A 19535-nucleotide genomic window follows, 5' to 3' on the forward strand; every position below is an offset into this window, starting at 1 on the left:
GACACCCTCTCTATTAACCGAATACGCGATAATATAGTTGTTTCGCTTTCGAAATATCATTTGTACCATGAATAAAAACACGATCATCCTGAAAAACAACGATGCGGTAATCATCGAATCGGCAAGATAGTAAATACGGATTCCGATCTACTTTCCCCAATTTTTTTAATACTTTTTCTATATCATCAAACTTGTATTTCTTATTGTCTACTGTTCTAATTTGAACTGTATTTCTTCCGCATAAAACAGCTGCTTTCGTTTGGTTTTCGTATGATAAATAAGGATAAGTTCGATTTGAACCGCATGAGAGACAAGCGTCTGTTTTTATTTTCCCTAATTTTATAAAATGATTTTGATTACTCCATATATCAAACATGAAAAATGTTTTTCTAATTGCTGAGAAATCTTCCACTAAAATTTTGAGTGCTTCTGCCACTTGATATGCTGCGACGATTTGAACAGTCGGGCTAATAATTCCAGCGGTATCACATGTCACACCTGTAACAGGAATATTTTTCAGCATACAATGTAAACACGGTGTCTCTTGCGGAATAATTGTATAACTCATACCATACGATCCAACGCAAGAACCATATACCCAAGGAATATTATGTTTTTGTGATAAATCATTTATTACAAATCGAATATCAAAATTATCTGCTGCATCAATGATTACATCTACATTTTTTAATAGACCTTCCATATTTTCTGAAGTTGCATCCATTACGAAAGCATGTATTTGTACTTCCGAATTAATTTGTTCTAACCGATTTTTTGCAGCAATTGCTTTCGGCATTTTCTCTCTCGCATTTTGTTCAGAGTACAATTGTTGCCTTTGTAAATTACTCCATTCAACGTAGTCACGATCAATAATCGTCAACTTGCCAACACCTGCACGTACGAAACTTTCGGCACTTGCACTTCCTAATGCGCCTGCCCCTACAATTAACACATGTTTATTTCGAATTTTTTCTTGTCCTTTACTCCCAATTGGTTTGAACAACTGTTGTCGTGAATACCGATCAGCCATTACATACCCTTCCTCTCAAGAACTCTATTTCATATTAGAATGTTGTTTCTGATAACAAGCAAAGTAAGCAAAACCAACAAACCCAGCTCCTCCAATTACATTTCCGATAAAAACAGGAACAAAATTTTTAGCCAAATCCATCCACGTTAGATGACCAGCAAAAATAACAGCGGAAATGACAAACATATTTGCTACTACTTGCTGAAATCCAATCACTACAAATGCCATAATTGGAATCCAAATTCCGATGATTTTTCCAACAAAATCACTCGTCCCGTAAGCGAGCCAAAGAGCAAGACAAACGAGCCAATTACAACCAATTGCTAAAATTAAAGTTCTCCCAAATGATTCATGTAACTTCCCTTCCGCTATCGCTACCGTTTTATTTAAATACTCTCCCTCTGTTAATCCGCCAAGATGCCCAAAGCAATACGCAACGAAAATTGCCCCAATAAAATTCATGACAGTAATCCAAACCCAGTTATTCAGTACGCTTATCAATGTAATTTTCTTTGCATAAAGCGCCATAGACAGTGACATCATATTTCCCGTAATTAATTCTCCTCCTGCTAATACTACGAGCATGAGTCCAACAGGAAATACTGCTCCTCCTAAAACATTCACTAGACTTCCCCAGCGCTCAGGTAAATTCCCTAAAACTCGAATGTTAAGTAAAAAACCTATCGCAATAAACGCTCCTCCTAAAAAACCGAGAATAAGCATCGCTGGCAATGTCTGTCTTACTTTTTGAACACCGGCCTCAATGACAAGCTCAGCAATTTGTTCCGGCTTATGAAATGCCATTACCCATTCCTCCATTTTCTCCAAATAAAAAAGCAGCTTCAAAAAACCTCCTCAAAATAAAGGTTTTTGAATGCTGCTTAATTTCTCTGCACATCTTTTACAGAGATATCAATCATCACTTTTACTATAAAATAGAAAATCCACAACTCTTGTAAATTTTCCATTTTTCACTATGAAGCTAGCTTTATATATTAACCACCGATATGTGACATTTCAATTTTAGGTATTGTTTTCTTATTTGTATGATTTAAGCGTTCATCTGAATAACGATCTTCCCTATTATTCCATATATCGCGTACTACATCTGTAATGTCCTCATCTGTATGTTCAGAACGAAGCAATTCTCTTAAATCATTTCCTTTAGAAGCAAATAAGCAAGTATATAATTTTCCTTCTGCAGAAATACGAGCTCTCGTACATGATGAGCAAAAAGAATCTGTTACTGATGAAATAATACCTATTTCCTCATCGCTTCCTATATAACGATACCTAGTAGCCACTTCACCAGAATAATTTGCTTCTATCCGTTCTAACGGCATAACTTGATGAATCGTATCTACTATTTCTTGTTTAGAGACGACCTCTTTTAAATCCCAACCATTATAATTTCCAACATCCATATACTCAATAAAACGAAGAATATGCTTATTTTCCTTAAAATATTGCGCCATCTGCAAAATGTCCTGTTCGTTTTTTCCCTTTTGAACGACCATGTTTATTTTAATTTTCATTCCAACTTCAGCTGCAGCCTGTATTCCTTCCAGAACCCTTTGCACTTTGCTCCTATTACCATTTAAATAGAAAAACCGCTCTTCTTCTAAGGAATCTAAGCTAACTGTTACACGTGATAGTCCCGCCTTATATAAATCAGGAGCAAACTTTTTAAGTAACGATCCATTGGTTGTTAAACCGATATCTTCTACACCATCAATTTTATTAAGGCGCTCAATAAGCTTTGGAAGCCCTCTTCGAAGTAACGGTTCTCCGCCCGTAATCCGTAATTTTCTCACACCTAAAGAAACGAAAATACGTGTTATCCTTTCAATTTCATCAAAAGATAAAATTTTATCATTAGACAAAAACGAGTAATCAGGACCAAATATTTCTTCTGGCATACAATATCGACAGCGAAAATTACAGCGATCAGTAACTGAAATACGTAAATCCTTTAACGGACGTTGCAACTTGTCTAATGTAACTGATTTCATCTTCATTGCCTCACTTTTATTTTATATTTAAAACACGTTCTGGATGGGTATATACATTTAAGGAGTGATTACGAATAAATCCTATTGTCGTAATACCTAAATCTTCCGCTAGTTGCAAAGCTAACTCAGTTGGAGCTGATTTTGATAGTATAATTTCACAACCGATTTTTGCAACTTTCAATAATATTTCCGAAGAAATACGACCACTAAAAACAATGATTTTATCTTTTATAGAAATATCGTTTCTTAAACAATAACCGTAAATTTTGTCTAATGCATTATGCCTACCAATATCCATTCGACTTAAAATAATACCATTCACATCACATAAAGCTGCATTATGAACCCCACCAGTATGATGAAACGTATCCGCAGATTGCTGCATTTCTTTCATTAACCGAAAACAATCCTCTGCAGCAACCTGTACATGGACACCCTTCATTTTTTTTGCACTTAGTGCATCATTTGCAAAAACAAACCCTTGCCTACTCATACCACAACAAGACGTAATATAGCGTTTATTTTGCATTTGTTCATAATACGGATTTACTTTTGTCGTTGTTACATGCACAAATCCTTCTTTCTCCTGCACCCATACACTATCAATATCTTCATACTTCCGAATGATTCCTTCAGACGCTAAGAAGCCTATTACCATATCTTCTATATATTCTGGAGTACTAACCATTGTAACAAACTCCTGTCCGTTCATTTTAATGGTGACAGGAAACTCTGTTACAATGCTGTCCTCTATATGTTTAAATGCTCCTTGTTCATAACGAAAGATTTCTCTTTCTACCTGTATCGGTTTCACGATCAGTATCCTTCTCTCACGTTATATTTTTATCAAAAACAAATACAGAAACTGCAATATCTTCTTCTACTTTCATATCTGAAAACAAATTCACTAATTTCGCTCCAACAAGTTCCTCCAAATGTTCACGTGAATTCACAGCATACACCTCTTGAATCATTTTCGTTCTAGCCATATGAACCATTTCCGCACCGTCCATCGTACTTGAAATAAATTTTTCAGTAGGTGTTAAGTTTCCATAAAGAGTCGCTATAGCCATATTTTCTGCAAAAACAGTATGAATTCGTTCTGGTCCTTTTCCGAAAAGTTCTTTTCGAAGTTTTCGTATCATATCATTAAATTCATGTACTTTTTTTGACATACAATCATACCTCCCAAAAGCCTCATTTTACTTTATTATATATTTTACCAAAATGAGCCTTCCGCCCAAACTATTTCGTACAAATATTTAGGCGGAAAGGTTCACTTCATGAAGTTTATTCGTCTTTTAACCCTTTCCCCATACCTTTTAAGAAATGAAGCCCAAACCCGATAGCACGGTTAATATCTGGGTCTTTCAATACTTTCATAAGATCGAATACCCCTACTTTTTTATTACTTTCTAGATGTTCATTACCTTCTTCTAGCCCGACTAATAAACTACCTATAAGCTTTTTCGTAAGTTCTGGGTCAAGTTCAGTTAACGCCCCTGCAGCACCCATCATATTATTAATTAAATTTGTAACAGGCTCACGAGTTACTTGACCTAGAACGATCTTTGCAATTGGTTCTTTCGCTTTCAGCATAGAATTTGCAGCTTCTAGCATTCCAATGTCATTTAATTCCCCTACTATATTAAACATCTGATTTAGAGCTTCTTCATTATTAGTTAAAAGCTCCTTTAAATCATCTAATTTTTGCTGTTTTATTTCTTCCTCAGTTAATTCTTGTTTTTGAATCATTTTTATAGGTGCAGCCATAGTTTTCTCCTCCTACTTATCCGTTAAATGCACATACCCTGGACGTGCCCACTTACGATGTACCTCAATTCCAGCTTGAGGGTGACGTTTTTTATTGCGTGGGTTCGCTTTTGGCATCGGATTTTCGCCATCAACTTCTAACACTTCCATACGCACTTTCGTTTGTTTATACGCAGGTGTATTCGTACGTACATCCACAGCAGGACCTGTTAAGAAATTAATTGCCGTTTCGTTATCTGTAGAGTTCATCGGTAAATATAACTCATTCGCTTTTACACGATCTGTAACGAGTGCACGTAATTTTAATGCTCCAAAAGGAGAGACAAGACGAACTAACGAACCTGTTTTTATGCCACGTTCTTTTGCAAGGTCTGGAGAGATTTCAACGAAAACACCAGGTACTTTCGTTTGAATACCTGTTGATTTATTTGTCATATTCCCTTCATGGAAATGCTCAAGCATACGACCGTTGTTAATGTGAAGGTCGAACTCAGCTGGAAATTCAGCTGGACGTACCCAGTCAGCAATCGCAAAACGAGCTTTTTTATCTGGGAAGTTAAATCCATCTTGGAACAGAAGTGGTGTATTTGTTCCATCAAAAGTTCCCCAATGGAAACTGTTCCATCCTTCAAGCACTTCATAGTTCGCTTGCGAGAACAATGGTGATAAACTTGCCATTTCAGCAAAGATTTCACTTGGGTGGCTATAATTCCAGTTTGCACCTAGTTTATTCGCAACTTCCTGGACGATCCACCAGTCTGGTTTCGCGTCTCCTAGCGTAGGAAGCACTTGATATAATCTTTGGACACGGCGCTCTGTATTTGTGAAAGTACCTTCTTTCTCAAGAGATGGCGCTGCTGGTAATACAACATCTGCATATTGAGCAGTTTTAGAAAGGAAAACATCTTGCACAACGAAGAAATCAAGGCTAGATAACACTTCATGTACATGATTTGCATTAGAATCTACAAGAGCCATATCTTCTCCGACAAGATACATTGCTTTCATTTTTCTTTCGTCAATTGCGTGAAGCATTTCAATATTATTAAGACCTGGTTCACTATCAATTTTCACTCCGTAAGCAGTTTCAAATTTCGCACGTTCCATTTCGTTAGTAACGTGCTGATATCCTGGAAGCCATCCTGGTAAAGTACCCATATCACAAGCACCTTGTACGTTATTGTGACCTCGAAGTGGGTATGCACCTGCTCCTGGACGACGATAGTTCCCTGTTGCAAGAAGTAAGTTTGAAATTGCAGCGGAAGTATCAGAACCACCTGTATTTTGCGTTACCCCCATACCCCAAAGGATACATGTACCATCTGCATCACGAATCATTTCAGCCATTTGAATAAGTGTTTCTTTTGAAATACCTGTTACTTCTTCTGCATATTCAAGTGCATATTCTTCTAGGCTCTCTTTGAAATCTTCAAAGAAGTTTACATTCTCATTAATAAATTCCTGATCATGCCAACCTTGATCGATCATATATTTCGTAACAGCCATTAACCATACTTGATCTGTTCCTTGTTTTGGACTAATAAAGACATCTGATCGCTCTGCCATTTCGGTTTTACGAAGATCAGCTACAATTAACTTTTGTCCGTGTAATTTATGTGCACGTTTAATACGTGTAGCTAGAACAGGATGACCTTCTGTCGGATTACATCCCACAATAATAACAAGACCAGATTGCGCAATATCTTTAATCGTTCCGGCATCACCGCCCATACCAATTGTACGGAACAAACCATCCGTTGCTGGTGATTGGCAATAACGTGAGCAGTTATCAATATTATTCGTTCCAAATACTTGTCGAGCTAATTTTTGAATTACATAATTGTCTTCATTTGTAATTTTAGAGGAAGAAATAAATCCAATAGAACCTTTACCGTACTCTTCTTTAATAGCGCCTAATTTATTTGCAACTACATTCAGTGCTTCTTCCCATGTAGATTCAACAAAGGTTCCATTTTTACGAATTAAAGGTTTTGTTATTCGTTCTTTAGAATTTACGAAATCCCAACCAAATTTCCCTTTTACACAAGTGGAAATTGCGTTAACTGGTGCATCTGAAGATGGCTGTACTTTAAGGATTTTACGCCCCTTCGTCCACACTTCAAACGAACAACCTACACCACAAAATGTACATACTGTTTTCGTTTTCTTCGTACGAGTATCACGCATGGCCGCTTCCACTTCTGATACCGCAAAAATACCGCTATAACCAGGCTCAACTTCTTTAATTAAATCTACCATCGGTTCAAGAATATCTGGTTTTAATCCCGTCATAAATCCAGCTTCACCGAGCATCGTTTTCTCCATTAAAGCGTTACAAGGACAAATCGTTACACATTGACCACAGCTAACGCATGAAGAATCATTAATATTTACTCCTTCATCCCAAATAACTCGTGGGCGTTCCGCTTCCCAGTCTATCGATAACGTTTCATTTACTTGTAAGTTTTGACACACCTCAACGCATTGACCGCATGCAATACATTGATTAGGATCATAGCGATAAAACGGATGCGTCATATCAACTTCACTTACATCTACTTTCGGTTCATACGGATATTTTTGATGTTCAATTTCCATTAATTCTGCTGTATTATGGAGTTTACAGTTCCCATTGTTGTTGTCACATACTGTACAGTATAATAAATGATTTTCTAGTAACCGATCCATCGCCTCCGTTTGTGCTTCTTTTGCGCGAACAGAAGCACGTTCAATGTTCATACCTTCCATCACTACTGTCGAACAAGATCGCATTAACTTTCCGTCAACTTCTACAATACAAGTGTCACATGTTTGAATAGGATCTACTTCTGGCACGTAACAAATTTGCGGATGTTCAATCCCGTTCTCATTAATAACACCCAATATCGTTGAACCGGGCTCCGCTGTATACTTTTTTCCGTCAATTGTAATATGAACCATGTTGTTATTCATGGTCTTTCCCCCTTTTTGAGAATAAAAAAACTCCACCACGAAAATATACGCACCACATTTCGGCACGTTATTATCATGGTGGAGTAGTTTATTAGCACATCTTGCTAAAATACCAATCCATTTATTCATAAATAAAACGATAGAGTCATAACAGGTCATATCACGATTCCATCTTTAACACTATAATTATAGCGTTAAAGTTAAAAATATACAATATAAAATTTAAACTACGCATATGTCAGCTTGTAACTATCCATAATAATCCATATAAAACATAACAAGGAGTAAGCGAACAAATGGGGTCTTTTAATAAATGGATTCGTGGTGAAAAATCTTTTTCTACCCAAGAGCAAGCTAATCACACATTAAATAAATCTATCTCTTCTTCCCTTTCCCTTAATTTAAAGCACTTGTCCAAACTGTTTAGCGGTATTCCAGAATTAATAACACGCACTTTTCCATTAAAAAACGGACAGGAAGCTGCACTTATATATATGGAAGGACTTGTAGACAAAACTGTTATTAACGTAAACATTCTTCGTCCTCTCTTATTTAAAGAGTGGAATGAAGACGATTTTTGGGAAGCCTCTGTTTCTATCGGAAATATTAAAAAAATTCAACAGTGGACAGACATTGAACAATCTCTTTTACACGGCAAAAGTATTTTATTTATAAACGGGCAACTATCCGCTTTAGAGCTTGATACGCAAGCGGCACCAAAAAGGAGCATTGAAGAACCTACAACAGAGAGCTCCATAAAAAGCTCACACGAAGGATTTAATGAGGTAGCGAGCGACAGCCTTGCACTTATTCGTCGATATATTCCAAATCGCGAATTGAAAGTGAAGGAATTCACTGTTGGTGAACGAGCTACTTCAAAGGTTTTTTTGCTTTATCTAGCAGATGTTGCGAACGAAAATGTCGTAAAAGAAATGGCATCCCGTATCGAGTCAGTAAAAGTTGATGCGATTCTTACTACTGGTGAATTAGAGGGATTTGTTGAAGATAATTCCTTTACTCTCTTTCCGCAATTATCAATAACTGAACGTCCTGACACAACAGCACATCATATTCTAGATGGGCGAATTGCCGTTATTGTAGATCGCTCACCAGGCGTATTAATAGGACCTATGACCTTTTCATCCTTTTTTCAGACGATAGATGATTACAGCTTCAGACCTATGATTCCATCTTTTATACGACTCCTTCGTTTCACTGGACTATTTATTGCAATATTTGCTCCTGCTCTTTATATTGCTATGATTTCCTTTCATTATGAAGTAATTCCACTTAAATTATTGTTAACAATTGGAGAATCTCGAGCCAAAATTCCTTTTCCGCCTATATTAGAAGCACTTTTGATGGAATTAGTACTTGAAATGCTACGCGAAGCTGCAGTTCGACTTCCCGGTCCCGTCGGACAAACAATTGGCGTCGTAGGAGGGATTGTCATTGGACAAGCTGCAGTTCAAGCAGGAATCGTAAGTAATGTTATGGTTATCGTCGTATCTATTACCGCAGTCGCTTCTTTTATCATTCCCAATCTGGAAATGTCAGCAGGAGTTCGGATTCTTCGCTTTCCAATGATGATAATCGCTTCTTTATTCGGAGTCATTGGAATTATGGTTGGAATGTCAGTTATCATCATCCATATTCTTTCTATGGAATCACTTGGTGTTCCTTACGGTAGTCCTTTTTCTCCATCATTTGCTACGGATTTAAAAGACGTTCTTGTGCGTTTGCCATGGAAACTAATGAAGAAACGACCACTATCCCTTAACTTAAAACAAGAAAATCGACAACCGGATATAGAAGAAAAGGAGGAAGATAAGTGACAAAGCGTGTAAAGAGGGAGATTAGTTTATTTCAATACATTTTAACGATTAGTGGTGTTCAAGTAGGATTCGGTGTACTTACACTGCCACGTGAAGTGGCCCAAGGGGCGAATACAGATGGCTGGATGTCTATTATTATAGGATGCGCTATCACTACTTTAGTCAGTCTATGTATTGTAAAAATCATGGAGAAGCATCCTGGTTACCATTTACTTGATGTGCTAACTCGTTATCTTGGAAAATGGTTAGGAAGAGTAGGAATGATTTTTTGGATTTTATATGCTGTTCTTGCAGCGGTTTCTTTAATTTTTTCCCTCTTATACGTTATTCACATTTGGATTTTGCCTAGATCTCCAATGTTTTTAATCATGATGCTATTATCTATTCCAATGGTAATGCTCGCATGTAAAGGTGTTCTTATTATTAGCCGCTATGCTGTTTTTACTGTCTTATTTACACTCTGGATGCCATTACTATTATTTATCCCACTTAAAGATGGGCATTGGATCTATCTTCTTCCTCTCCTTAAAGAGGGATGGATACCAGTTTTCAACACAGTAAAATCAACTATTATTGCCTTTCTCGGATTTGAGTTTGCATTCGTCCTTTATCCTTACCTCAGTAATAAATCATCTGCAAAAAAAGGGATTGTTATTGCAAATATGATTACTTTATTCGTTTACCTGCAAGTGACGTTCGTTTCTTTCCTTTATTTTAGCCCAGATGGTATAACTAAGTTTTTATGGCCTACCCTTTCTCTCGTTACACCATTTCACTTTTCTTTTCTGGAACGATTTGAAATTATCTTTTTGTCATTTTATCTCTTTATTATTTTTGATTCTTGCATTCCTTATATTTTTACTGCTTCAGATGGAATCAATCAATTACTTAACAAAAAAAGGAGTTCATTACCTATTTATGGTTTATTATTCGGGTGTATCTTCATCTTATTCTTTTATATCCCTTCCTCTTACCAAATAAGTGCGTTGCGAGAATTTTGGGGAACTGCAAGTTATTTTATCGTTTTTCTATTCCCGGTCGTATTTCTCTTATACATGACACTTTATCAGCATTGGAAAAGGAGAAGAGTTTAAATGAGGCGCTTTATTCATTTCACTATACTTTACTTTCTCATAACCTTTTTAACAGGCTGTGGAGATCGACTCGACTTAGAAAAACAATCGATTTCAATAATTTACGGCTTTGATGCAAAAGCAAAAGGAAAATTAATTGTGTACCACGTAAATCCTATTTTTAATGAAGACGTAGAAAAAAAGTACGAAACACATGAAGCGAAAGTACGTACACCTCGAGAAGCAAAAGCAACGTTTAATAGTTCAAGTGGCGGTTTAGTATCTACAGAAAAGTTACAGCTCATTTTATTTAGCACAAATTTTTTAAAACAAGAAGGGGCTATGCCTTACCTTGATGTTTGGTATCGTGATCCTAAAAACACTGGAAACATGCGCATGGTTGCAGTAGACGGTCCAATTTCTTCAGTTATATATAATAACTTTAAAGATAAGCCTGCCCTTCCCGAGTATTTAACAGATTTAATTAATACGAACAAACTGTACAATCGGACCGTTTTTACGACATTCCATGAATTTCACAGGCAAACGTTTAATAAAGGTATAACACCTGCTATTTCAGAAATAAAAAAAGGTAAAAAGGATGTTATCGTTACTGGTTCCGCGCTATTAACTTCTCGCGGAATTTATAAAATGTCATTAAATCGTTATGAAAGCGCCCTTCTTCTTTTGTTACAAAAGAAAGCGAATACACCGGTTTCGCTTACATTGAAAATCCCTTCTACTTCAGTTGAAAGTAATAGTGATTTAAAAGATACCGATGGCGGCGATTTCGTAACAATAAATGTTCTTAGCATGGATCGTGATATCCATACAGATTATAGCGATAACCACTTCAAATTTCATGTTAAAATGGATTTGAAAATTGCTGTCTCTGAACTTACATTCAATATGGATATAGACAAAGATAGAAAGAAATTAACTTCTCTTATTACAAAACAACTAAACAAAGATTTGAACGATTTAATCCACAACATTCAAAAACAGCAACTTGATCCATTCGGATTTGGTGATTATGCGAGAGCGTTTCAATATAAAGAATGGAAACAAGTCGAAGATGATTGGCCGAGTGCCTTTTCAAAAGCTAATGTGAAAGTGGTACCAACTATTAAAATTTTAGAAAATGGGATTATTAAATAGAAAAAACACGCTACTTGTTCTTATATGAATAAGTAGCGTGTTTTCATTTCCATTACAAGTATTATTTCAATGGACTATACTTTATTTCTATTTCTAACATTACTATGTTTTTTAGCATATACAAAATATATGAAAACCCCTATTATAATCCATGCCACAAAACTAATTAAAGTAAGCTTAGAAAGGTTCAATGCCAAATATATACAACTTACTATTGAAACGATAGGTAAAAAAGGTACTAGAGGGGCACGGAATGGCCTCTTCATATTAGGATGTGTCTTTCTTAATACAATGACAGCTATAGATACAAACACAAATGCTGTTATCGTTCCCATATTCACTAAATTAGCTAATAAATTCAAATCCACTAATCCCGCTAATAAAGCTGCTAGTATACCTGTAACCCACGTATTAAAAAATGGAGTTTGTAAACGTTTATGGACACTTGAAAGTCTTTTTGGTAACAGTCCATCTCGACTCATCGAGTAAGATACACGAACAAATGCAAACATAGCTACTAACAGAACTGTTGTTAGCCCTGCTATCGCTCCCACCGATAACAACCCAGCAATTCTATCTTCTCCTACAGTGCGCAACGCATATGCAACCGGATCAGCAACATTTAATTCCGTAAACGGAACCATTCCAGTTAGCACGAATGAAACACCTACATATAGAACGGTACAAATGAACAAGGAAACAAGTAGCCCAATTGGCACGTTACGTTGTGGACGCTTCACTTCCTCTGCGGCTGTTGCAACTGCATCAAATCCTAAAAAAGCAAAAAATACAGTAGCAGCGCCCCCTACCACACCGTGAAAACCAAACGGTAGAAATGGTTGCCAATTCTCTGGTCTTACATATTGTGTCCCTACAACAATAAATCCTACAATAACAGCCAGTTTAATAATAACCATTATATTATTAATTCGTGCACTTTCTTTTGCACCACGGCTTAATAAAAATGTAACAACTAAAATAATAAGAACTGCTGGTAAATCAATGATTCCACCCTTCCCCATTCCTGGTGCCGAAGCAAAAACCGTAGGAATGTGAATATTAAAACCTAGTAGCAATGACTGAAAATATGCTGACCAGCCTGCTGCAACCGCAGAAGTCGCTAATAAATACTCCAGCATAACACACCAGCCAACTATAAATGCAAAAATCTCACCTAGTGTCATATATGTATATGAATATACACTTCCCGAAACTGGAACTGTAGATGCAAATTCAGCATAACAGAAAGCTACACATGCACATATAATTGCCGCTAATACAAAAGATAATACAATCGCCGGACCAGCATGTTTCGCTGCTACAATACCAGTTAATACGAAAATACCTGTACCAATAATTGCTCCAATACCTAAAAGAGTTAAATCAATCGCTCCTAAAGTTTGATTCAATACTTTTTTCTTTTCGTCATCCATTGCTTTCTTTATGAAAAGACTCATTCTTTGAAACCTCTTTTTCAAATTTATCTCTTACTTGTTACATTCTTTATTACTGTTCTATTTTAAAAATAAAAATATACATAGTTCACTTCCCCTATAGACTTAGTAACCCGTCTCAATAAAAACAGAAAAATCAATCTCTTTATACCGTATTGAATTTTCAAAATATTAACCATACCAAAAAACCATTAAGAATGCTGATTGAATTTATCATACAATTAATTATATTGTCAATAATAAATCACTCAAAAATAATCGGCTGATTATGTATCAAATGTTATTTTTATACATAATTATTTTCTCAAAAACATTGTTGTTTTCCACCTTAATATTCATATGCATTTTAGTACATTGATTTTCATACAATTTTCATTACATACAATGCAATAAAAATCATAATAACCTCAAATAAATTATTATTTTTAGATAATAATTCATTTGAGGTTATGTCACCATTTTAATACTAACAAAAAAGTGCAGATTTTCATCTGCACTTTTTTTTATTCTTCCACTTCAGCTTCTGCACTACTATTTTCAAGATGCTCCTTCTGAGCTTCCTCTTGCAACTCTGCTGAAATCATCCCATAATAAAGTTCCGGATATAACCCAAATATTTGATATACACTTCCTAAAAACGGCATCAGAATCCCTCTTTTCTAAAGTTGTATTGCCACTTTTAAGGATTCCCTTTTCATTCATTATACATTCGTTTTTGGCGTTTCTTCTTCATCTTGAACACTTAATAAATTTTGCCATTTTTTATACGGAGCGCTATTTGGATCTACATATCCTTTTGCATGCGAGCGATCCCACAATTGTTTAATAAACATTTCTTTCTCTTTCTTTGCCACCATATCGGCACCTGTACCGTAATAGTTCTGGAAATACAACTCGATTTCATCGAGGAATAGTCTTAATAATTCATCTGATGTTTCTTCTAATGTCGGATCATACTTCGCTTCACGGTCATACATTAAAATCATATCTAAAAGATTGTGGACATGTTCTTTTCTAAGCCATCTTACATCTTGGGCTCCTAATACGAACGGATGTGTATATAAATGTCCACCTTGTATCATCGCCTTTTCTTGCTCTTCTTCAAATCGTGACAAGATGTTTTCATAAATAAACGGATTATGAAGCAATGCTCTGTGTAATTTATAACTTTCGCTTGAAATATTTTTCCCCATCGACTGAATTAAAAAGCTACGTCCTACACCGTTATATTGATACACAAATTGTCCATCAACAGCAACTAAACTAATCCAGCGATACATATATGCGTATAGTAATGCACGATTACATTTATCATAATCTAATTTTGTTTGAGTCGCGTTTAAATCTGGCATAAAGGCTGGTAAGTGCCAATACTTATCTAAATGCGGCGTTAAACTAGATTTTTTACTATTTAATTTATTTACACGGCGATAATACGATTGGAAATAGTCACCTTTATCATTCATAAATCCGTTTGAAATATGTCCTGATGATAATTTAGGAAAATCTTGCAGCGATAAGCCGTAATGCGCTCGATAACAGATTACTTCAAATGGCGAAAAGGCTTCATGTACTGTATCTTTTTCTTTAAACATTTCTTGAATTAATTCCTCTTGCAGCTCTTTCTTTAAAGAAGGATGTATACCCCAATATTGTAATTCCCTATGATGAGCAACTTTCGGAACGAATGGACTCGCTAAATGGAACAGGTCTTCAATTTTTTCACGAACGTATTCATCGCGATCACGTTTCTTATAATCTGCTTCTTTTCGCAACGCTTCAATGATATTCAGTTCTAATTTATCACGATAGCGTACTTGCAGTTCGTCATAACAATAGCTCAGTATATGTTCTCGGTAGAAATCCTCTACCTTTTTCGACTGAATCTCTTCTGTTTTCGCATCACGACAATATTCCCCGTACAAACTCATATAAATTTCCGCTGATATATCTTTCGGTAGTACACCTAAATTTAAATGTTGCTGCATATCTTGCCATATCTTTTCTTGCAGCTGTTCCTCAGCTAATACATATACATTCGTCGGGTTTGTTTTCCCTTCAAATTCCTTACTGCGCTTTTGGATTTCAAACAGTAAATTTTCACGTGTTTCATGTAAATTATCAAAAAATCTTTCCCAATATTGAATCATTTTATTAACTGCTTGATATAGCGATTGATATACAAGTTCTAATAGCATTTCTTTTCGATATTCATTTAATTTGTGTACATATTGCGTTATAATGTCTTCAAATTCTCTTTTGAATAAACGTTGCTGATTATTAATCATTTTTCCAAACCAGCCTTGTTGTTGAGCAATTTCTACTCGGCGTACAGCCGTTACCGTTCCATCGATATTACCCACATTAAATTTTTTATCGTAGTTTTGAATTACATTTCGCTTTTGTTCATTATTTTCATGTAGTCGATTCATTTTTTCCACTAACTGCTTTCGAATTTCATATAACATAAAACGTGCTGCTACTGGGTGAACTGGATCTGTTTTCTTTAAAAACCATGTATTTAATTGATAGGACTGCCCTTCAGAACCACTTGGTGAAAAGCGGTCTGATTCAATCATGTCATATAAAAGTGTCGTTACATGTTCATGTACACGGCTCGGAATCGCATACGCATATAAACGAACCGCATGATCCACTCTTGCCACTTCACCTTTCATTTGTTCCATCATTTTCAGTTTCGCAGCTGAAATTTTACACTCATGTTGCAGACGATTTAATTCCTCATCTTTTTGCACCGTTCGTTGTACATAACTTTCTACAGCTTCTAAAAACAGTTTTGATTTCGCAACTCCGAGCTTACCACCCTCTGCTCCTTCACGTGTTTCATTGTACATTTGTCTATAGAAAATATGAGCTTGCTCTGGACGGGTAGCAAGATGTTCCAAGTCCTCTAAATAACTTTTACCTCTCTCCGGCTTTTCACGCTGCATCCCACGTTTTACATCTTGGTCATATCTTTGCTTCTTCTCTTGAAACAGTTGATCTAAATGAAGCCACGATTCATCTAAACCTTGCACAGCCCATTTTAAAGCACAATATTTTAACACATGCTCATACGGATAAATGAGTTTTGCCGTTCCTGCCCCGCAATATCGTCCTTTTCCGCTTGATTCTGCTAATTGCTGAATTTGATTGTCTTCTTGTGCAAAATGACTTGTGGACATCGGGCTAAATAACTGTAAATAAATTGTATTTGCCATCTGTTCCATATAATCTGATAAATTGTGTAAATGGTGTCCATGTAGGTTTTCATAATCGTATAAGAAACAATAATTGTACGGTAAATGATGTTGTTTAATTGTATGATTCGTTCTTCCGTCTTCATCTACTTGATCAGGGCGATACTCTAATTCAATTGTTACACCGCCGCGTTTTGATAATTCTCCAGTAGAACCGAGCGTAATAGCATGTAATTCTTTTAACGATGCATAGCCATTTGCTTGCACCGTTTCAAATTCTTTCGCGCTAACTGTTCTCGTCTTTACTAAAACATCCGGCATTAAAAACGCACCGCGTATTAAAATGTTATGATGCTGCAATTTCTTCCGAAGCATTTCACGTAAATATAATGCAATTTGCAGAAACATCCCTGAACCTGTTCCGCCTGCTAGTGATGTTACTATAATGACACGCACACCATATTCCGTTTGATCACTTGTAACCGGAAAAATTTTCTCGATTTCTTGCCAAAAAGACGTCAATTTATCTTCTTTCATCGCAGCACGTAACGCTAAACGTGAAATAACGCGTAACTGTCCTGCTCCTTCTGTTAATGGCTTATCAAGTATAGTCGGATCCATCGGAAACCACTCTGGGATCGTTGGATCTCCTGCAATATACTCCCTAGGCGTTTTACTAGAACTTGTTTGTGTCTTAAACTTTCGAATATGATCAAATTTACTTAATGTATTCACATCTGTATCAAATACGTGCATTGCTACCTTTTTTCGGCGCTCTTCAGGCAGTTTTTCATATATTTGATGCGTCACAGTACTACCGATTCCACCTAAACCAATTAATATTGTTGGAACTTGTAATGTCATGTGAACCACCTTCCTATTCTTGCTTGTTTGAAAAAAGGGAAAGAGAATGAATACTCCATCCCCTTCTTATCCCTACCTACTATTCACATTCGTACTTGTAAATCTCCTTACCATATCCTCTATCAATTAGTAAAAGTTCATTTGGATATAGTGTCTTATGTTCCATTCCTACTTCATCCTCTGTTATAAACATTCCATCAATAATCATTCCAACTACTTGTGATTCTTTCGCTACAAAGACAGATTTCGAACCTTTCTTCGCTATAAATGTAACGGATTGCACAGTTTTTCTTTCTGCTCTAAATGGGATCCCAAAATAATGGTTCCACCATTTATTTCGAAGTAATTCTGGTTCAGATTGATATAGCCAATCTTTCGCTACCTCTTGATCCCATTCATAATACAGTAGTGCTTTCCGGTGAAATCTTGGCCGAACAATCCATCCTAAAACAATGATTCCTACTACTAACAGTAATAAAGTGATAGGAATGACAAACTTAAAAATAAGCGCATATTTTTCATAAAACGGAGCATCTTGAATATGGAATGTTATGTTTTTCTTTACTTCTTGTAACTTTGAATCCTGCATTACGATGGTAGCTTCTACGGTGCCGGTATCTGTAAAATTAAATGTGTCGGAGTGATAAGGACGAGGATAAACATAGATTTGATTTCCATGTTGCTTTATTTCATAGTTGATTGATTGTTTAGATGTGACACCAGTAGATTTTAATAGTTTCTTTACAGCCTCTTCTGTCATCGGCTTACCATCTAACTGTGGTTGTATAATAAACGGTTTACTATTCTCTAAATTTGTTACTTTTTCTTCATAATCTTTCGTAATCGTTTGTAGTGATAATTTTGGTTTTTCCGTTACTTCGATTTTAAATTCTTTCGTCTGTCTGTAAAATCCCTTTATGTTCATATGAACTTTCCCACGCACTAGCCCTTTAGCAATCTTCATTTCGTAGTAAAATACATGTTTTTTATCGTCCCACTTCATCGGGTACTGTTTTCCTTCTATTTCTAATTCTGCCTGAAAGTAAGAAGACTGAACTGGCAACTCCGTAGGCTTTGCTTCAATAACAGCTGTCACACCTTCATACATTTCCTCAACATTTTTTCTATCCTTATCCTCTTTATCATAAGTAGAAACAGTATAATTAAGTGCCGGTTCGACTAGTACTTGTAACCCTTCTTTCTCAATATCTCGGTCCACTTCTATCGTATAAGTTCCTGGTTTAATAACTTCCTCATTTTCCGTACTTATATGAACTATATTTCCGAACAACTTTGCTTCTCCTGGTGCATGTATGGAAAAAGAAGATTGTAATTGTAATGGTTTAGAAATTTGTGTGACCTGATAATCGGGCAGAGAAGGCGATTGTCGTACAAGCGTCATACGCTTTAACGGAAACGGTGTTGTAATCTCTACTCTTTTCCCCACTACTTTCGTTTTTACAATCGATTCAACAGAGGAGAATGGATCACGATTTGCAACTAATGCTGCCACTTGATTTACACTTTTTACAATGCCATCTTCTCCGCTTGACGGCATCGTAACACCATTTATCTCTTTCTTCCATATTTCCTTGAACGTATTTAGTTGTTCTTTTTCTTGTTGTCCTAAATCTTCTTCCATCGTAATTAAGACTGGATGTAACGATATCTTTTTTGCATCCATTTCTTTCTTAAACTGGGCTAATTTCTGCAAAATTTGTTCTTTTCCGCCAACCTTATCTTTCTCTAAATCATTAAATGCCCCGTCAGTTAATACAATAAGCCAAAATTCACGTTTTCCATCTATATCTGCTTCCTTTTTTATAGATTGCATCGCCGTTTCTACCGCGCTAAATGGAGTATTTAAATACGTTTTCCATGCTCCAATTCCCTCAATTTCTGTTTGCCTTTTATCCTTCGTTAACGAAATGTTTAATGGCTCATTCGGCTTACTCATTGGAACGTAAGAAAATTTATCTTTTTCATCCAATAGCGCAACTAAACTTTGCAAAGCATAATTGGCATATTTCCAGCGATCGTTATTTCTCATGCTGCCCGAATCGTCATATACAAGTGAAACGACCCTTTCCTTTGCCTCCTCTCCTTTTGCAAAAGCTGATAAAGGTAAACATATAAATAGAAACAACATGAACGTGGCACAAATTCGGATTTTCATGATGAGGC

Annotated in this window: 14 protein-coding genes; 3 read left to right on the forward strand and 11 right to left on the reverse strand. The window is 36.0% G+C overall.

Annotated elements, in window-relative coordinates; all coding sequences use genetic code 11:
* Nucleotides 1–13: 13 nt before the first annotated feature.
* The 7 genes from ES895_RS17845 to fdhF all read right to left on the reverse strand — a co-directional run bounded on the left by ES895_RS17845 (nt 14) and on the right by fdhF (nt 7767).
* Nucleotides 14–1030 carry a molybdopterin-synthase adenylyltransferase MoeB gene (locus tag ES895_RS17845; protein ID WP_135238536.1) on the reverse strand — a complete coding sequence of 339 codons (1017 nt, stop codon included), beginning with the start codon at nt 1028–1030 and terminating at the stop codon, nt 14–16.
* 24 nt (nt 1031–1054) lie between these two features.
* The gene (locus ES895_RS17850; RefSeq protein ID WP_135238537.1) at nt 1055–1834 is read right to left on the reverse strand and encodes a formate channel; all 780 of its coding nucleotides are present in this window, start codon (nt 1832–1834) and stop codon (nt 1055–1057) included.
* A gap of 191 nt (nt 1835–2025) precedes the next feature.
* Nucleotides 2026–3042: a GTP 3',8-cyclase MoaA gene (gene moaA / locus ES895_RS17855; protein WP_000844124.1), complete on the reverse strand. Its 1017-nt coding sequence runs from the start codon at nt 3040–3042 to the stop codon at nt 2026–2028.
* A gap of 16 nt (nt 3043–3058) precedes the next feature.
* Nucleotides 3059–3856 carry a formate dehydrogenase accessory sulfurtransferase FdhD gene (gene fdhD / locus ES895_RS17860; RefSeq protein ID WP_000802689.1) on the reverse strand — a complete coding sequence of 266 codons (798 nt, stop codon included), beginning with the start codon at nt 3854–3856 and terminating at the stop codon, nt 3059–3061.
* Nucleotides 3857–3872: 16 nt separating this feature from the next.
* Nucleotides 3873–4217 (reverse strand): Na-translocating system protein MpsC family protein, encoded by a 345-nt coding sequence (locus tag ES895_RS17865; RefSeq protein ID WP_000039583.1) that lies wholly within the window; start codon nt 4215–4217, stop codon nt 3873–3875.
* A gap of 115 nt (nt 4218–4332) precedes the next feature.
* Entirely contained in the window at nt 4333–4815 is a 483-nt protein-coding gene (locus ES895_RS17870; RefSeq protein ID WP_000729897.1) for a helical membrane plugin domain-containing protein, read from the reverse strand.
* A gap of 12 nt (nt 4816–4827) precedes the next feature.
* Nucleotides 4828–7767 (reverse strand): formate dehydrogenase subunit alpha, encoded by a 2940-nt coding sequence (gene fdhF, locus ES895_RS17875; protein ID WP_135238538.1) that lies wholly within the window; start codon nt 7765–7767, stop codon nt 4828–4830.
* A gap of 296 nt (nt 7768–8063) precedes the next feature.
* Here fdhF and ES895_RS17880 point away from each other — a divergent pair, with 296 nt between their 5' ends.
* From ES895_RS17880 to gerSC, 3 genes are read left to right on the forward strand one after another with little or no spacing between them, the layout of a single operon-like run.
* A complete protein-coding gene (locus tag ES895_RS17880) occupies nt 8064–9602 on the forward strand; it encodes a spore germination protein (protein ID WP_061655789.1) in 1539 nt (512 codons plus the stop codon).
* The gene (locus ES895_RS17885; protein ID WP_000167067.1) at nt 9599–10696 is read left to right on the forward strand and encodes an endospore germination permease; all 1098 of its coding nucleotides are present in this window, start codon (nt 9599–9601) and stop codon (nt 10694–10696) included. Before ES895_RS17880 ends, ES895_RS17885 begins: the two co-directional genes overlap by 4 nt.
* Nucleotides 10697–11833 carry a spore germination protein GerSC gene (gene gerSC / locus ES895_RS17890; RefSeq protein ID WP_135238539.1) on the forward strand — a complete coding sequence of 379 codons (1137 nt, stop codon included), beginning with the start codon at nt 10697–10699 and terminating at the stop codon, nt 11831–11833.
* 74 nt (nt 11834–11907) lie between these two features.
* Here gerSC and ES895_RS17895 read toward each other — a convergent pair whose 3' ends face one another.
* From ES895_RS17895 to ES895_RS17910, 4 genes are all read right to left on the reverse strand, one after another.
* Entirely contained in the window at nt 11908–13290 is a 1383-nt protein-coding gene (locus tag ES895_RS17895) for an APC family permease (protein WP_135238540.1), read from the reverse strand.
* A gap of 500 nt (nt 13291–13790) precedes the next feature.
* The gene (locus ES895_RS17900) at nt 13791–13931 is read right to left on the reverse strand and encodes a hypothetical protein (protein WP_001116193.1); all 141 of its coding nucleotides are present in this window, start codon (nt 13929–13931) and stop codon (nt 13791–13793) included.
* A 57-nt stretch (nt 13932–13988) separates the two neighbouring features.
* On the reverse strand, nt 13989–17351 hold the full coding sequence (locus tag ES895_RS17905) for a tubulin-like doman-containing protein (protein WP_000175107.1): 3363 nt from the start codon (nt 17349–17351) through the stop codon (nt 13989–13991).
* Between the two features lie 79 nt (nt 17352–17430).
* The gene (locus ES895_RS17910; protein WP_135238541.1) at nt 17431–19527 is read right to left on the reverse strand and encodes a vWA domain-containing protein; all 2097 of its coding nucleotides are present in this window, start codon (nt 19525–19527) and stop codon (nt 17431–17433) included.
* Nucleotides 19528–19535: the final 8 nt, after the last annotated feature.

It is taken from the genome of Bacillus sp. 007/AIA-02/001 (assembly GCF_004634455.1).
Lineage (GTDB): Bacteria > Bacillota > Bacilli > Bacillales > Bacillaceae_G > Bacillus_A > Bacillus_A cereus.

Excerpts from the sequence above, each read along its gene's own strand:
- ES895_RS17845 (WP_135238536.1), bottom strand. The coding sequence starts at position 1,030 with ATGGCTGATCGGTATTCACGACAACAGTTGTTCAAACCAATTGGGAGT.
- ES895_RS17850 (WP_135238537.1), bottom strand. The coding sequence starts at position 1,834 with ATGGCATTTCATAAGCCGGAACAAATTGCTGAGCTTGTCATTGAGGCC.
- moaA (WP_000844124.1), bottom strand. The coding sequence starts at position 3,042 with ATGAAATCAGTTACATTAGACAAGTTGCAACGTCCGTTAAAGGATTTA.
- ES895_RS17865 (WP_000039583.1), bottom strand. The coding sequence starts at position 4,217 with ATGTCAAAAAAAGTACATGAATTTAATGATATGATACGAAAACTTCGA.
- ES895_RS17870 (WP_000729897.1), bottom strand. The coding sequence starts at position 4,815 with ATGGCTGCACCTATAAAAATGATTCAAAAACAAGAATTAACTGAGGAA.
- fdhF (WP_135238538.1), bottom strand. The coding sequence starts at position 7,767 with ATGAATAACAACATGGTTCATATTACAATTGACGGAAAAAAGTATACA.
- ES895_RS17880 (WP_061655789.1), top strand. The coding sequence starts at position 8,064 with ATGGGGTCTTTTAATAAATGGATTCGTGGTGAAAAATCTTTTTCTACC.
- gerSC (WP_135238539.1), top strand. The coding sequence starts at position 10,697 with ATGAGGCGCTTTATTCATTTCACTATACTTTACTTTCTCATAACCTTT.
- ES895_RS17895 (WP_135238540.1), bottom strand. The coding sequence starts at position 13,290 with ATGAGTCTTTTCATAAAGAAAGCAATGGATGACGAAAAGAAAAAAGTA.
- ES895_RS17900 (WP_001116193.1), bottom strand. The coding sequence starts at position 13,931 with ATGCCGTTTTTAGGAAGTGTATATCAAATATTTGGGTTATATCCGGAA.
- ES895_RS17905 (WP_000175107.1), bottom strand. The coding sequence starts at position 17,351 with ATGACATTACAAGTTCCAACAATATTAATTGGTTTAGGTGGAATCGGT.
- ES895_RS17910 (WP_135238541.1), bottom strand. The coding sequence starts at position 19,527 with ATGAAAATCCGAATTTGTGCCACGTTCATGTTGTTTCTATTTATATGT.